This window comes from Nocardia brasiliensis (assembly GCF_011801125.1).
Taxonomy (GTDB): domain Bacteria; phylum Actinomycetota; class Actinomycetes; order Mycobacteriales; family Mycobacteriaceae; genus Nocardia; species Nocardia brasiliensis_C.
In genome coordinates this window covers 151,336-165,006 of sequence record NZ_CP046171.1, presented here as the reverse complement: position 1 = coordinate 165,006, position 13,671 = coordinate 151,336, and the positions used below count along the sequence as shown (strand labels likewise).

Annotated in this window: 13 protein-coding genes; 7 read left to right on the top strand and 6 right to left on the bottom strand. The window is 70.1% G+C overall.

What is annotated here, in order from left to right; translation table 11 throughout:
- Positions 1-9 precede the first annotated feature (9 nt).
- Positions 10-657, top strand: coding sequence for a TetR/AcrR family transcriptional regulator (locus F5X71_RS00850; RefSeq protein WP_238815658.1), 648 nt, complete (start codon positions 10-12; stop codon positions 655-657).
- On the opposite strand, the gene F5X71_RS00845 is transcribed toward F5X71_RS00850, so the two are convergent.
- The 3 genes from F5X71_RS00845 to serS form a co-directional block, all read right to left on the bottom strand.
- A complete protein-coding gene (locus F5X71_RS00845) occupies positions 643-2,013 on the bottom strand; it encodes an MFS transporter (protein WP_238815657.1) in 1,371 nt (456 codons plus the stop codon). The genes F5X71_RS00850 and F5X71_RS00845 overlap by 15 nt on opposite strands.
- A gap of 158 nt (positions 2,014-2,171) precedes the next feature.
- Entirely contained in the window at positions 2,172-3,962 is a 1,791-nt protein-coding gene (locus F5X71_RS00840) for a putative bifunctional diguanylate cyclase/phosphodiesterase (RefSeq protein WP_238815656.1), read from the bottom strand.
- A gap of 268 nt (positions 3,963-4,230) precedes the next feature.
- On the bottom strand, positions 4,231-5,493 hold the full coding sequence (gene serS / locus F5X71_RS00835) for a serine--tRNA ligase (RefSeq protein ID WP_167460222.1): 1,263 nt from the start codon (positions 5,491-5,493) through the stop codon (positions 4,231-4,233).
- Positions 5,494-5,585: 92 nt separating this feature from the next.
- Between serS and F5X71_RS00830 the strand changes: the two genes are divergently transcribed.
- The 6 genes from F5X71_RS00830 to F5X71_RS00805 all read left to right on the top strand — a co-directional run bounded on the left by F5X71_RS00830 (position 5,586) and on the right by F5X71_RS00805 (position 11,381).
- Entirely contained in the window at positions 5,586-7,286 is a 1,701-nt protein-coding gene (locus F5X71_RS00830; RefSeq protein WP_167460221.1) for an aldehyde dehydrogenase family protein, read from the top strand.
- 65 nt (positions 7,287-7,351) lie between these two features.
- Positions 7,352-8,488 carry a septum formation family protein gene (locus tag F5X71_RS00825; protein WP_238815655.1) on the top strand — a complete coding sequence of 379 codons (1,137 nt, stop codon included), beginning with the start codon at positions 7,352-7,354 and terminating at the stop codon, positions 8,486-8,488.
- A gap of 9 nt (positions 8,489-8,497) precedes the next feature.
- Positions 8,498-8,848, top strand: coding sequence for a metallopeptidase family protein (locus F5X71_RS00820; RefSeq protein WP_167460220.1), 351 nt, complete (start codon positions 8,498-8,500; stop codon positions 8,846-8,848).
- A gap of 159 nt (positions 8,849-9,007) precedes the next feature.
- On the top strand, positions 9,008-9,328 hold the full coding sequence (locus tag F5X71_RS00815; RefSeq protein ID WP_014980924.1) for a PE domain-containing protein: 321 nt from the start codon (positions 9,008-9,010) through the stop codon (positions 9,326-9,328).
- A gap of 44 nt (positions 9,329-9,372) precedes the next feature.
- The gene (locus F5X71_RS00810; protein ID WP_167460219.1) at positions 9,373-10,554 is read left to right on the top strand and encodes a PPE domain-containing protein; all 1,182 of its coding nucleotides are present in this window, start codon (positions 9,373-9,375) and stop codon (positions 10,552-10,554) included.
- Positions 10,551-11,381, top strand: a complete 831-nt coding sequence (locus tag F5X71_RS00805) for an ESX secretion-associated protein EspG (protein WP_167460218.1) — start codon at positions 10,551-10,553, stop codon at positions 11,379-11,381. Before F5X71_RS00810 ends, F5X71_RS00805 begins: the two co-directional genes overlap by 4 nt.
- 13 nt (positions 11,382-11,394) lie before the next feature.
- Here the strand turns inward: F5X71_RS00805 and F5X71_RS00800 are convergent, their stop codons facing one another.
- The 3 genes from F5X71_RS00800 to F5X71_RS00790 all read right to left on the bottom strand — a co-directional run bounded on the left by F5X71_RS00800 (position 11,395) and on the right by F5X71_RS00790 (position 13,563).
- On the bottom strand, positions 11,395-12,090 hold the full coding sequence (locus F5X71_RS00800; RefSeq protein WP_167460217.1) for a histidine phosphatase family protein: 696 nt from the start codon (positions 12,088-12,090) through the stop codon (positions 11,395-11,397).
- Positions 12,087-13,001, bottom strand: a complete 915-nt coding sequence (gene pheA / locus F5X71_RS00795; RefSeq protein WP_167460216.1) for a prephenate dehydratase — start codon at positions 12,999-13,001, stop codon at positions 12,087-12,089. The genes F5X71_RS00800 and pheA overlap by 4 nt, the downstream gene beginning before the upstream one ends.
- Before the next feature lie 184 nt (positions 13,002-13,185).
- Entirely contained in the window at positions 13,186-13,563 is a 378-nt protein-coding gene (locus F5X71_RS00790) for a hypothetical protein (protein WP_238815654.1), read from the bottom strand.
- Positions 13,564-13,671: the final 108 nt, after the last annotated feature.

Below are 13,671 nucleotides of genomic sequence, written 5' to 3'. Positions count from 1 at the left end.
ATGGTGGCCGTGGCTACCACCTCGCGGTCCTATGGCGGCGTGCCGATCGAACAGCGGCGCGCGCGTCGCCGCGTGGCACTGCTCGACGCCGCGCAGGAGATCGTCGGCACCTCGGGTTTCGCCAAACTGACCGTCTCCGGGCTGTGTGCCCGCGCGAAGCTGTCCGAGCGGTACTACTACGAGAGCTTCGCCGACCTCGACACCGTGTTCAGCGAGCTGTTCGACCGCATCGTGGACGAGATCGGCCAGGCCGTGGTCACCGCGTTCGTCACCACGCCGGTCGACATCCACGCCAAGACCAGGGCCGCCATCGCCGCGGCCGTCGACCTCATCGCCGACGACCCGCGCAAGGCGCGCATCGTCACGGTCGAGGCCCAGCTGAACCCGGCCCTGCTGCGGCGGCGCGCGGAGGTGATGCGTTCCTTCGCGGGCATCATGATGGCGGTGTGCGCCGCCGAGGTCGGCGCGCAGATCGTCGAAAGTGCCGGGGACCACGCCGAATTCGCGGCCACCCACCTGCTCGGCGGCCTCTGGGAAACCACCAACAGCTGGCTCGCGGGCACCCTGCCCGTCTCCCGCGCCGAGCTGATCGACCGCTCCACCGACCAATTCCTGCTCACCGCAGGCCATTTGATCGGCGCCTCACTCACCGAGTGAGCTCGGTACCTGCCTTCGGGGCAGCCAGGCCGGGGTGACCAGGGCCATGGGGAGCAGCGTGGCGCCAAGCAGGGCGACGGTTACCGGAAGGGACCAGACGCCGGCGGCCACGGCCGCGAAGGCGAAGACCGCCAGCGCGACCACCTCCCCGAGCAGACCGGAGACCGAGGTGACGGTGGCGCGGGCCGGTCCGTCGATGGCGTCTTGGAGCCGGGCCGCGGCGATGATCCCCGCGTTGTACACGATGCCGTAGGAAAGCCCGATGGCGGTGAAACCCAGGCCCGCAAGCAGATACACCGCCTGCGGGTGGTACGCGGCGAGACCGGTGACCAACGCACCGCCGACGAACAGGACTCCCGCGACGCCGACGGCGCAGGCCACGGTGCGGGCCGACAGCCCTTCGGTGCGTCCGGCCAGCAGCGAGCCGATCAGCGAGCCGACGACCGTGAGCCCAACGAGCAACGGCACCACCGCCGTCGCGACACCGACAGCCTCGGCCAGCAACGCGAAGTACTCGTCGAACGCCGTTACGCCGAACAGCAGTGCCCCGAGGAACACGCCGTTGCACACCGCTCGCACCCGAACCGCCTCCCCGACACCGATTCTCAGCATGTCGAGGTAGCGGGTGAACGGGCCGGGCGCAGCCACCGGACGTCCCCTTCGGCAATCCCCCGGCCCGTCGGCCGCGCGCACGACCGCGACGGGAGCCATCGCGGAATCATCGCCCGCACCCGTGCTCGACATGCGCGCACCAGCGCACGACGCCGGGCCTGAAACCTCCTCGCCCGGTTCGCCTTCCAGGTCCTCGACGGCGGCCGCCGAGACGCATTGGGGAGCGGACGGCAGCGTGCACGCGAACATGGTGTGCAGAACGGCGAAACCCACACTGGCCCAGCCGATCAGAGCGTAACTACCCCAGAGGTACAGCGGTGTGGCCGCGACGATGCCGATGACGACGGCGGCTTCGGCCGCGGCCCGGGTGTAGCCGAGCACGCGCGGGTAAGCCGCCCGCGCATCGCGGGCGACGAGATCGTCGTACAGCAGCGCCTCGAACGTGCCGGAAGCCAAAGCGCCTGCCGCGCCCCATAAGACGAATCCCGAAGCGAAGCCCAGATAGGCCGGAACCAGCGTCCAGAGCAGGAATCCGGCACTCAGCAGGACACCGCTGAGGATGAGCAGCGCGCGGCGCGAAACCGTGTCGGCCCACGCGCCCGACGGCACCTCCAGCAGGAACGCGGTTATCGACCAGATCGCGAACAGCGAGGAGATCTGGCCCGTGCTCAGCCCGTGCTCGGCGAACAGCAGGGCGTACACCGCATAGAGCGGGATCAAGTCGCCGGTGCCCTTGAAGAGCACGACGCGAACCGCGAGCGAACGAATAGTGCCGGTGCTACCCGTCAGCCGGGCCCGCACCGCTGCGACGGATCAACAGCCGTAGAAGAGCAAACGCATACTGCCAGCATGCGCACCCGCCCGGCGCAGGTCAACCGTTTATCGCGACCGGGCGCCGCGGCTCAGCCGAGCGGCAACCACCCGTTGGCGGCGTGCATGGAGTCGCCGTCGCCGAGTTCCCGATCATGCGTGCCGGGACCGACGCGGCCCTGGTTCTCGTTGAGGTCGCTGATCAGCTCGGCGACGGGATGCGAGTCGCTGTAGTGGTAGCCCTGGGCGAGCGCGAAGCCGAGTTCGGTGAGCACCGCGGCCTGGTATTCGGTTTCCACACCCTCGGCGATGACCTGCAGATCGAGCGCGCTGCTCAGCGCGGCGATCACGCCGAGCAGCGGCGGCGCGGGCGAGTCGGAACGGATGGCGGCGACGAAGGACTGGTCGACCTTGAGGATGTCGCTCGGCAGCGTGGCGAGCCTACTGAGCGAGGAGTACCCGGTGCCGAAGTCGTCGATGGCGATCCGCACGCCACGCTCGCGCAGGGTGTGCAGGTTCGCGATGGCGGTCTGCGATTCGGCGGCGAGTTCGCTCTCGGTCACCTCGAGCACCAGCTGATCGGCGGGCCAGCCGGTGCCCGCCAGGATGTCGGCGACCCGGTCCGCGTACCCGGCCTCAGCCAGCTCGAGCCCGCTCACGTTGACGTTCAGCGTGAGATCGAGCTGGGCGAAGGTGTCCTGCAGCCGGGCGGCATCGGCGCAGGCGCGGCGCAGTACCAGCTCGTCCAGGTCGGAGATGAGGTCGTATTCCTCGGCGACGCGGATCAGGCCCTCGGTGGTGACGTCGGGTTGGGCGCTGGACGACCAGCGCAGCAGCGCCTCGACACCGACCGCCTTGCCGCCGCCCTCGGTGAGGCTGACGATCGGTTGATAGTGCACGTCGAGGGCGCCGCAGTCGATCGCCTCGCGCAGCTCCACCGCGAGCGGCAGCTGCCGCGACGATTCGAGCACCGTGCGATTGCGACCGGCCTGCTTGGCCCGGTACAGCCCGACATCGGCGCGACTGACCAGCAGCGAACCGGATTCGCCTGGCTGCCAGGAGGTCACGCCGGCCGAGCAGCCGGTGGTCACGGCGGCACGCAACTGTTCGGTGAGCAGGATGGCCGCCTGCTCGGTGGTGTTCGGCAGCAGCATCGCGAACGCGTCGCCGCCGTAGCGAGCCAGACGCTGGTCCGGCGCAAGCAGTTTCGACCAGGTGTCGGCGACCCGTTGCAGCACGGCGTCGCCCGCGCGATGGCCGAGATGGTCGTTGATCTTCTGGAACCGGTCCAAGTCGACGAGCACGAGGGCCAGTCCCTGGCCGGTGCGCGAGGCCTGCTCGATCGCGGAATTGAGCGCCCGATCGAAACCGCGACGGTTCAAAAGTCCGGTGAGCACGTCGATGTCGGCTTCCGAGGCCATCCTGGTCAGAATGCCGACCACGATGCCGACGCCGAGGGTGACGCCCGCCGGGATGAGCCCCGACCACCACGGCAGGCCCGGCTCGACCGGCCGCGCCGGCAGCACCCACAGGCACAGCACCAGCGCGAAGACGATGTGCGATGCGGCATACGACCACGCGAAGAACAGCGCGGCGTCGCAGGCGATGAAGACATAGAACGCGGCGAGGCTGATCGCCCCGACGGTGTTCGGGAACGCGTACACCGCGATCGTCACCAGCACCGTCGCGATCGCGACGTACATGTGGTGGATCGAGTGGGGCAGGCGCGGACCCCACGCGAGCAGGGTGAGCCCCAGCGTCAGCGCGATTGCCGCAGCCGTGCCCACCAACGGCCGATTACCCTCGTCGCCCGGGGCGATCGCAGTAATCAGCAGGCCCAGTACACCACCCATGACGTAGAACGCCCCGGTGGTCCGAGCCATGACCATAGCTGTCGCCAGCGCCGATGCCGCCCGCACCCGGGTTCGGGTATCGCCGCGCGCCCCGATTCCTCGCACGGGCAATAGCCTAGACATAACGAATCCCGGCGGTTGCCACATCCCGTGAATCCGGCATGGCGAACCGATAGCTATTCACGGACACGCGGCTGGCTCCGCCGCGTGGCACCGCCCGAACGGCCGCGTCACGCGGAGCGCGCGGCCGGGCGCGTCGGCGGCCAAACCCGGTGGCAGCAGCGAACGTTGGGCGTCGTCAGCGCGGCGGCGTCAGCACCTCGGTGCCGACGAACGGAACCAGTGCGGCGGGCACCCGCACCGAGCCGTCGGCCTGCTGATGGTTCTCCAGGATCGCCACGATCCAGCGCGTGGTCGCCAGCGTGCCGTTCAAAGTGGCTGCGATCTGCGGCTTTCCGTTCTCGTCGCGGTAGCGCACGGCCAGGCGGCGGGCCTGGAAGGTGGTGCAGTTCGAGGTCGAGGTGAGTTCCCGGTAGGTCTGCTGGGTCGGCACCCAGGCCTCGCAGTCGAACTTGCGCGCGGCCGAGCTGCCGAGATCGCCTGCGGCAACGTCGATGACCCGGTAAGGAACCTCGACAGCGGCGAGCATGTCCTGCTCCCACGCGAGCAACCGCTTGTGCTCGGCGTCGGCCTGCTCCGGGGTGGTGAAGACGAACATCTCGATCTTGTCGAACTGGTGCACCCGGATGATGCCGCGGGTGTCCTTGCCGTAGCTGCCCGCCTCCCGGCGGAAGCAGGTCGACCAGCCCGCGTAGCGCTTCGGGCCCGCGCTCAGGTCGAGGATCTCGTCGGAGTGGTAGCCGGCCAGCGGCACCTCCGAGGTGCCGACCAGGTACAGGTCGTCCTCCTCGAGGTGATAGACCTCGGCCGAGTGCTGACCGAGGAAGCCGGTGCCCGCCATGATCTCGGGGCGCACCAGCACCGGCGGGATCATCATGGTGAAGCCGTTGGCGACCGCGCGCTGCGTCGCCAGCTGCAACAGCCCCAGCTGCAGCAGCGCGCCGTAGCCGGTCATGAAGTAGAAGCGCGCGCCGGAGACCTTCGCGCCGCGTTCCATGTCGAACAGCCCGAGCGAATCGCCGAGTTCGACGTGGTCCTTCGGCTGGAAATCGAATTCCCGTGGCGTGCCGACGGTTTCCAGGACGATGTAGTCGTCCTCGCCGCCGGCCGGCGCACCCTCCTGCACGACGTTCGAGATCGCGCGCTGGGCGGCGTCGAGGTCGGCGTCGGCCGCGTTCTGCGCGGCCTCGGCGTCCTTGACCTTCTGCGACATCTCCTGCGCCTGCGCAAGCAGGGCGGGCCGTTCCTCTTTACTCGCCTTACCGATCACCTTGCCCATCGCCTTGTGCTCGGCACGCAGGTTGTCGGCGGTGGCGACGGCCGCGCGGCGGGCCGCGTCGGCCTCGAGCAGGGCGTCGACGAGGGCGGGGTCTTCGCCGCGGGCGCGCTGGGAGGCACGGACCGCGTCGGGGTTGTCCCGCAGGAATCGGAGGTCGATCATGGGCATTGAGCCTAATGGTCTGGGCATTGTTGTTTCACGCCGATATCCCGGGATGGCGAACACCGGCCGCATGACCCGGGCATAGTTGCCGGATGGGGACAACTTTCGACGAAGCGGCGATCGATGCGGCCCTGGCCGAGCTGAGCGCGGGCGAGCGGGTCTGGGCCGCGACCCCGCTGCGCAGGCGCCGCGAACTCCTCGACGACATCCACACCAGAACCGGCCGCTTCGCCGGCGACTGGGTGCGCGCCGCCCAGACCATCAAGGGGCTGGCCGCGGACTCGCCGCTGGTCGGCGAGGAATGGATGTCGGGCCCGCTCACCCTGCTGCAGGCCACCGCCGCCCTCTCCGCGACGCTGGCCGCGCTGGAACAGGGACGCAGCCCGCTCGACGGCGTCACGCTCCAGACCGCGCCCGGCGATCGCGTCGCGGTGCCGATCCTGCCGCTCAGCGGCTACGACCGGTTGCTGCTCAACGGTTTTCGCGGCGAGGTGTGGTTGCGTCCCGGGGTCGACGCCGATACCGCCCGGCGGCGCGCCGGGCTCGCCCAACTCGATCCTGGCGCGACCGGCGGCATCGGAGTTGTGCTCGGCGCGGGCAACATCACCTCCATTCCGCCGCTGGACGCCTTGTACGAGCTGTACGCGCACAACCGCGTCGTCATCCTGAAGCTGAACCCGATCACCGATCCGCTGTACACGGTCTACGAGATGGTGTTCGCGCCGCTCTGCGAACTGGGGGTGCTGCGCATCGTCACCGGCGGCGCGGAGACCGGCGGCTATCTGGTGCACCACGACGACGTCGCGCACGTGCACATGACCGGCAGCGCGCTCACCCACGACGCGATCGTGTGGGGGCCGGGGCAGGCGGGGCTGGACCGCAAGCGCGAGCAGCGCCCGCTGCTGGCCAAGCCGATCACCAGCGAACTCGGCGGCGTCTCGCCGACCATCGTGGTGCCGGGCGACTGGTCCGAGGCGGACCTGCGCTTTCAGGCCGAGCACGTGGCCACCCAGCGGCTGCACAACGGCGGCTACAACTGTGTCGCCGCCCAGGCGCTCGTGCTGAGCAAGGGCTGGCACCTGCGGGAGCAGTTCCTGGCGGAGCTGCGTACGGCACTCGCGGCGGCGCCGCGGCGAACCCCGTACTACCCCGGCAGCGACGACCGAGTCGCCGACGCGCTCGCCGCCTACCCCAAGGCCACCTCGGTCGAGGGCGGGCGGGTGCTGGTCGAACAGGTGCCGCGCACCGAGACACCGCTGCTGCGCACCGAATACTTCGCACCGGTGCTCGGGGTGGTCGAACTGCCCTACGCGGGCACCGAATTCCTGACGCGCGCGGTCGAATTCGCCAACACCGAGCTCACCGGCACGCTGGGCGCCAATGTGCTCGCCCACCCCGGGACCATCCGCGAGCTCGGCCCGGACTTCGACCGCGCGCTCGAGCGGCTGCGCTACGGCACGATCGCGGTGAACGCCTGGACCGGGCTCGCGTTCCTGGCGCCGCGCGCCTCGTGGGGCGCGTTCCCCGGGCACACCCTCGACGACGTGCAGAGCGGAATCGGCGTGGTGCACAACGCGTTCCTGCTCGACGACGTGGAGCGCACGGTGATGCGCGGGCCGTTCCGGCCCGCACCGCGCTCGCTGCTGCACGGTGAGCTCGCGTTGTCGCCGAAGCCGCCGTGGTTCGTCGGCAATACGACGGCGGCGGCGACCGGGCGCAAGCTGACCGAGTTCTACGCCACCGTCAACCCGGCCCGGATCCCCGGCATCTTCTGGTCCGCGCTGCGTGGCTGAGCCGGGAAGCGGCTGATCACACCAGTCGTGGCACCGCGCGCCGGAGACTGCCATGATGGATCGCGATGTCCCCTTCCGATCATGTGCCCCAGTCCGACCCGTCGAGTCGGTTCGCCACCCGCGGCAAGCCGTCGCGCGGCGCCGCGGTGCGGCGCGTGTTCGGCTCGGTGCGGGGTGTGTTCACCGGCGAGACCGCCCTGCCCGCGCCCACCCTGCGCTGGGGCCTGCTGCTGGTCGCCGCGGGCGCGGTCGTCGCCGCGCTGGTGACGCTGTTCGTCACCGGCTTCGACAACAAGGGGCTCGAGGCGCACACCCCTGGCTCGCCCGCCGAGCCGGTGGTGGACAAGGAGTTCGGCACCGCCGTCAAGGGCGACTGCCTGAGCTGGTCCAAGCCCGATCACTCCGACCTGGTCAAGGTGCGCTGCGAGGCCAAGCACATGTTCGAGGTCGCGGCCGATGTCGACATGAGCAAGTACCCGGGCAAGGAATTCGCGCCCGGCGCCCGGTTCCCCGACTCACTGCGGCTCACCGAGCTGAAGGAGGAGCACTGCGTGCCCGCGGTGCAGCAGTACCTGGGCGGGCGCTTCGATCCGCGCGGGCGCTACATCGTCGGGCTCATGTACCCCAGCCCGGACGGCTGGCAGCGCGGGGACCGCACGTTGCGCTGCGGGTTGCAGTACGCGGCGAGCACGGGCACCCCGGCCTCCACCGGCAGCGCCACCCAGCACGATCAATCGAAGGTCTACGGGCCGGGCGTCTGCCTCGGCATCAACCAGAACCTGCCCACCGATCCGGTGGACTGCGCCCAGGTGCACTCGGTCGAGGTGGTCTCCACCATCGACCTCGGCCAGCGCTTCCAGGGCGGCCCGCCGGCCAAGGAGGAGCAGGACAAGTTCGTCGAGGACGAGTGCGCCCGCACCGCCTCGGACTATCTCGGCGGACCCGACGTGATCCGCAACAAGACCCTCACGCTGTTCTTCGATTTCCTCGACGCGCGCAGCTGGCTGGCCGGTAGCCGCAAGCTGGACTGCATGGTCGGCAAGGGGGCCGATCGCGAGGGGTTCGCCCCGATCACCGGTTCGGCCAAGGGCGACATCCTGATCAACGGCCAGGCGCCGGAACCGCCGCCGAACACCGGCCGGTCCACGCCGACGCCGCTGCCCGGCGCAGCGCCGCTGCCGCCGCAACCCCAGCCGAGGTAGTCCACGCCGATGTCGGTCGCCATGTCCGAGGACCGGTTCGAGGAGTTGGTCGGCGACGCGCTCGATCGCATCCCGCCGGAGCTGGCCCGAGCCATCGATAATGTGGTCGTACTGATCGAACCTCGCAACCCGGAGGACCCACATCTGCTCGGTTTGTATCAAGGCATCGCGCTGACCGAACGAGACAGCCATTACGGCGGCTCGCTGCCCGACACGGTGACCATCTATCGCGACTCGATCTTGGCGATCTGCGCGGACGAGAACGAGGTGGTCGAGGAGGTGGCGATCACGGTGATCCATGAGATCGCACACTATTTCGGCATTGACGAAGACCGCCTGCATGAGCTGGGATGGGGCTAGTCTTTACCCCAGCTGTATGAGTGCGGTTGCAGTTGGGGTGAGCAGGGAAGAAACTTTAGGGGATTCGATGGAACCGATTGCCTGGCTGTCGCGTCCTATCACTCGAAGGGGGAATTCTCGTGGTTCCGCCCCATAGCCGCCACTAGAAGGAGTCGAGTCATGGTTGGCCACGTACTAGTCGCACCCGAAGTCGTCCTCGCCGCCGCCGCCGAGCTTGACCTGCTCGCCGACCGGCTGGCCGCCGCTGCCGCGCTCACCGCGCCCGCGACGCATGTCATCCCCTCCGGTATGGACGAGGTCTCGCTGCACGCCGCGAACCACCTCAACAAGGGCGCCGCCACGCACGATCAGGCCGTCGCCCAGGGCATCCTCGAGCTGCACCACGCGGCCGCGACGCTGCGTTCCCAGCTCGTCACGCACATCGGTGAGGACGTCGTCCGGGCCGGCACGATCGGTGCCGTCAGCTCCACCATCGCCTAAGCCTGCGGGCACAGCACAAAAGAACAAAGCAAGGGGAGAAACGCATGACCGCAGGAATCACCGGGGTGTTCTGGCTGCCCCGTCTGGCAGAAGGCAACTCGATCGCGCTCAACGCGGGCGCGCACGCCGTGCCGATCTCGGCCGCCGCCACCGCGTGGGGTGGACTGACCGCCGCCTGGATCGATGCCACCGCGACCGTCGCCCGGGTGATGGCCGAGCTCGGTGTCGGCATGCAGGGCCTCAACGGCATCTCGGCGCTGTCCAAGCTGACCGGATTCGTCGGCTGGGCCGAGCAGCAGGGTGTCATGGCGGCCACCATGAGCTCGAAGGCGGCCTCGAACGCGATCGCCTACACCGTGGCGTCGCTGGCCATGCCGAGCATCCCGGAGATCGCGGCCGTCGACGCGGCGCGCGTCGCCGCCTACTCGACCGGCGGCGTGCTCAACGGCAGCGCCGAGGCGGCCGAGGCGGCGAAGGCCGCGCTCGACCTGCGTGCCGCGCTGACCATGGAGACCTACGAGGCGGCGACCACCGCGATGGTCGTGACGCCCGGTGAGTTCGTCAACCCGCCCGCGATCGCGCACGGCGCGGGCCAGGCGAACGCGGGCGGCGCCGAGCAGGCCGCGCAGAGCACCACCAACGCCGACCCGGTGCAGACCGCGATCTCCGCGGCGGGCGCGCTGGTCAACAACCCGGCCGTGGTGAGCGCCGCGACCCAGGCGGCGAACGTCGCGGGTTCGGTGGCGACCACCGGCGTTTCCACCGTGGGCACCATCGGCTCGCAGGCGGTCTCGGCCGTCACCAGCGCGGTCGCCGCGCCCGGAATCGCCACCGCGGCACCGGCTTCGATGGTCGGCGGCGCGGGCCTGGCGGCTGCCGCGTCGTCCGCGACTCGGTCCGCGTCCCTCGGCGGCGGCACGGTGTCGTTCGGCAACGGTTCGCTGAAGCTCCCCGAAGGCTGGGGTGCGGGCAGCGCGGCGGGCGGCGCACCCGCCACGGCCGCCGTCGTCGAGAACTCCTCCGTCGCCCAGCCCACCGGCGCGCCGGTGCGCGGCAACAACGCCGCGCACGGCAGCCCGCTGCTGGGCAACCAGGTGCGGGACGAGGACGACGAGTCCGAGCACAAGGGTCAGGACTACCTGCGCTCGACCGAGCACTTCAACGACGGCCGCTACGCCGCGGACGGGGTGATCGGCGCCGAACCCGCCGGGACGGCCACTAAGTGACGGTACTGGGTGCGGGCCGCGGCCCGTCGCTGCTCGCGTCGGTTGTGCTGTCGCTCGACGAGATGCAGTTCCTCCTGGAGAAACTGGAGATCGACGAGGTGCCCGTCGTGCTGGACGCACGCGGGCAGTACGACAACGTGGCCGATCACGACGCAGCGATGGCCGCGGCCGCTCAGTCGCTCATCGACCGGGAACTGCTGATCGATGACGCGGTGCATCAAGAACTCGAAGACCGGCTGCGGGCGCTGTACCGACCGCACTGGGTGGTCGCACTGCGGCTGCACGTGGACGGTGCCATGAGTCGCATGTGTCTCGCGAAGGGTGACGACCTTGTCGCCGTCGCCCTGCGCGGGCCGCAGTCCTACGTGATCGACGAGGTGGAAGACGATCTGCCGGGCCCGGTGATCGCGGCGCTCGGCCCGGCCGAGCCGCTCGAGTTGACCGGCATGAACGCGCCGACCGAGCAGCTCGTCCCGATCTTCGACGACACCGGCGACGCGGCCGCCACCGCCAACCGGCTGGCGAAGGTCGGCACCCCGCCGCGTGACTCGCAGACCCTCGCCTCCGCGATGGTGCAGATCCACTCGCACGCGGAGATCGTCGGCGTTGTCTACGGCGACGGCACCCGCGACGTCACCGACAACCACATCGCCGTCTTCAACACCCGCTCCGGCCGCTTCATCGCCACCGCCAGCAAGTCCGATGACGGCGTGAAGTGGACGTCCCTCAGCTCGGGAACCCCCGGCCGACTCCGAACCGCCTTGCAGGACTTGATCAGCGGCCTACCGGAGCGAGAAGAGTTCCCCGCCAAACCCCAACAGGGCTGAGCCCGGGGCGGGGTCAGCCCATGGGGTCGTCGGCGGTGGGGGCCACGTCGTAGCCGAAAGGCGGGGTGAAGCGGCCCCACCGGATGCAGCTCCAACCGCCGTCGGGGAGAGGGACCAGCTCGATGGTTTCGGTGTTGTCGAGGTGGTTGTTCGTGGTGAACGGCGGCTGCACGCCGGCTAGGTAGCGTGAGACCAGACGCATCGCGGCGCCGTGGTTCACCAGCAGCACGTCGCCCGCGCCGGGGGCGGTCAGGTAGCGCTCGCGCAGGTCCTCGATCGCCGGCATGAACCGGGCCAGGATGTCGGTGCCGGATTCACCGCCCGGGATGCGCTGATCCAGATCGCCTTCGTGCCAGGCACGGTAGATGCGCTGGAAGTACAGGTGCGCTTCCTCGCTGTGCTGACCTTCCAGGTCGCCGGCCTGCACCTCCTGCAGGTTGTCCAGGACGGTGGCGGACACCCCGGTCGCGGCCTCGATGTAGCCCGCGGTCTGTCTGGCCCGCAACGCCGTCGAGCAGAACAGCACGCGCGGCGGCGTCAGCAGCGTCTCGCCGAACGTCTTCGCCTGTGCCGCACCGCGTTCGGTGAGCGGCAAGCCGGGCACCGCGGTGTCGAGCAGCTTCGCGACGTTGCCCTCGGTCTCGCCGTGCCGGACCAGCACCAGCTTGGCCGGACCGATCGTGCGGCCGGAATCCTGTGCGGTACTCATAGATCCGCCACCCCCTTTCGCAGCTGGGTCAGCCACGCCGCGGCGGACTCGTCGGAGGGCGGCGGCGTGCCGGTCGCCGAGGTCGCGGGCCAGGAACCGAGGAACCGGATCCGGGCCGTGCGATGCAACGCCTTGAGCGCCTCGGCGACCGCGATGTCATCGATGTGCCCGACGCAGTCGAGGTAGAAGCGGTAGGTACCCATCCCGGTGCGCGTCGGACGGGACTCGATTCTGGTCAGATCGATACCGCGAGTGGCGAATTCGGCGAACGCGCGCATCAGCGACCCGGGTTCGTTGGGCAGTTCGAGCACGATCGAGGTGCGGTCCGCGCCGGTCGCGGGCGGCGCCACCCGAGGCGGTGTCACCAGCACGAATCGGGTGATCGCCTGCTCGACATCGGCGACACCGGAGGCGAGCGCGATCAGGCCGAGCCGTTGCCCGGCCAGCGCGGTGGAGACGGCGGCATCGGCCTTGCCCGCCGCGACGTCCTCGGCGGCCGCGGCATTCGACGCCGAGGTGTAGGGCCGCGCGTGCGGCAACTCGCGGGCGACCCATTCGCGGACCTGGGCGGCGGCCACCGGATAGGCGGCGAGGGTGCGCACCTCGGCGAGGGTCGAGCCGGGACGGCCGAGGATCGTGAACGTCACCTCCAGCTCGGTTTCCGCGACGATCTGCAACCGCGGTCCGATCGCCAGCGAATCGAGCGTCGCGGAGATCGAGCCCTCCACCGAACTCTCGATCGGCACCACCGCGCCGTCGACGTCCCCGCTCCGGATCAGCTCTAACGCGGCCCCTTGGCTGGGCGCGGCGACACGCTCGACAGCCTCTTCGAAGGCTCCCGAGATCTCGAGGTCGGCGAGGGCCATCTCGGTGAAGGTTCCGGAGGGCCCGAAGTACGCGATGCGCGGCACGGTTACGACCTTACTTGCGTCGGCGGCCGACCCTCCCGAGATTCACCCGCACCCCGCTACTTCCGAGCGCCATCGGCCGGGCAGCACCCCGCGCACGAGCGGAAACCGCGCGTGTCGACAACAGGCTCGACGCGCGCTCGCGTCAACGCGTCGACCCGGGCAACTCGTCAGCGTCGGCCGCGGGTCAGCTGCCGGCGAGGGGGCGCAGGGCCTCGGCCAAGGCGTCCGGAGAGTCGGCCTCGATGGCGAGCAGGACCGAGCGGAGTGCTTCTACCGCAGGGGGTTTCAGGCCGGTCAGGAAGGCGAGGTCGGGCCGGGCGATGGCGGTCGGGATGTCCTCGCCGCAGAGGGCGGCGGCGGTGGCGGCGACGATGGCCAGGGCACGCTCACCCGAGGACGTGCGAGCGATGAAGCCGGTGTCGGTGTGCACGATGCCCGCCAGGAACTCGGCGACCGCGGTATCGCTGGCATCGGCGTCGAGCACCGGCACTGTCGCCTCGGCCCGAGGCGCGCGCACCAGGCCGTCAACCAGGCTGCGCCGCGCGGGTGCGGTCAATGCCACGAGTACCGGTTCGCTCCCTGATGCCGATCCGTGCGCCACCGATCCACCGTAACAACCGGCTTCGCGTCCCGAACCGCGGGTGAATTCTCAGGATCAGGGTGGCGGGAA

Coding starts and splice junctions, on each gene's coding strand:
- F5X71_RS00800 (WP_167460217.1), bottom strand. CDS start 12,090: ATGAGTACCGCACAGGATTCCGGCCGCACGATCGGTCCGGCCAAGCTG.
- F5X71_RS00830 (WP_167460221.1), top strand. CDS start 5,586: ATGGGGACAACTTTCGACGAAGCGGCGATCGATGCGGCCCTGGCCGAG.
- F5X71_RS00810 (WP_167460219.1), top strand. CDS start 9,373: ATGACCGCAGGAATCACCGGGGTGTTCTGGCTGCCCCGTCTGGCAGAA.
- F5X71_RS00815 (WP_014980924.1), top strand. CDS start 9,008: ATGGTTGGCCACGTACTAGTCGCACCCGAAGTCGTCCTCGCCGCCGCC.
- serS (WP_167460222.1), bottom strand. CDS start 5,493: ATGATCGACCTCCGATTCCTGCGGGACAACCCCGACGCGGTCCGTGCC.
- F5X71_RS00820 (WP_167460220.1), top strand. CDS start 8,498: ATGTCGGTCGCCATGTCCGAGGACCGGTTCGAGGAGTTGGTCGGCGAC.
- F5X71_RS00840 (WP_238815656.1), bottom strand. CDS start 3,962: ATGGCTCGGACCACCGGGGCGTTCTACGTCATGGGTGGTGTACTGGGC.
- F5X71_RS00825 (WP_238815655.1), top strand. CDS start 7,352: ATGTCCCCTTCCGATCATGTGCCCCAGTCCGACCCGTCGAGTCGGTTC.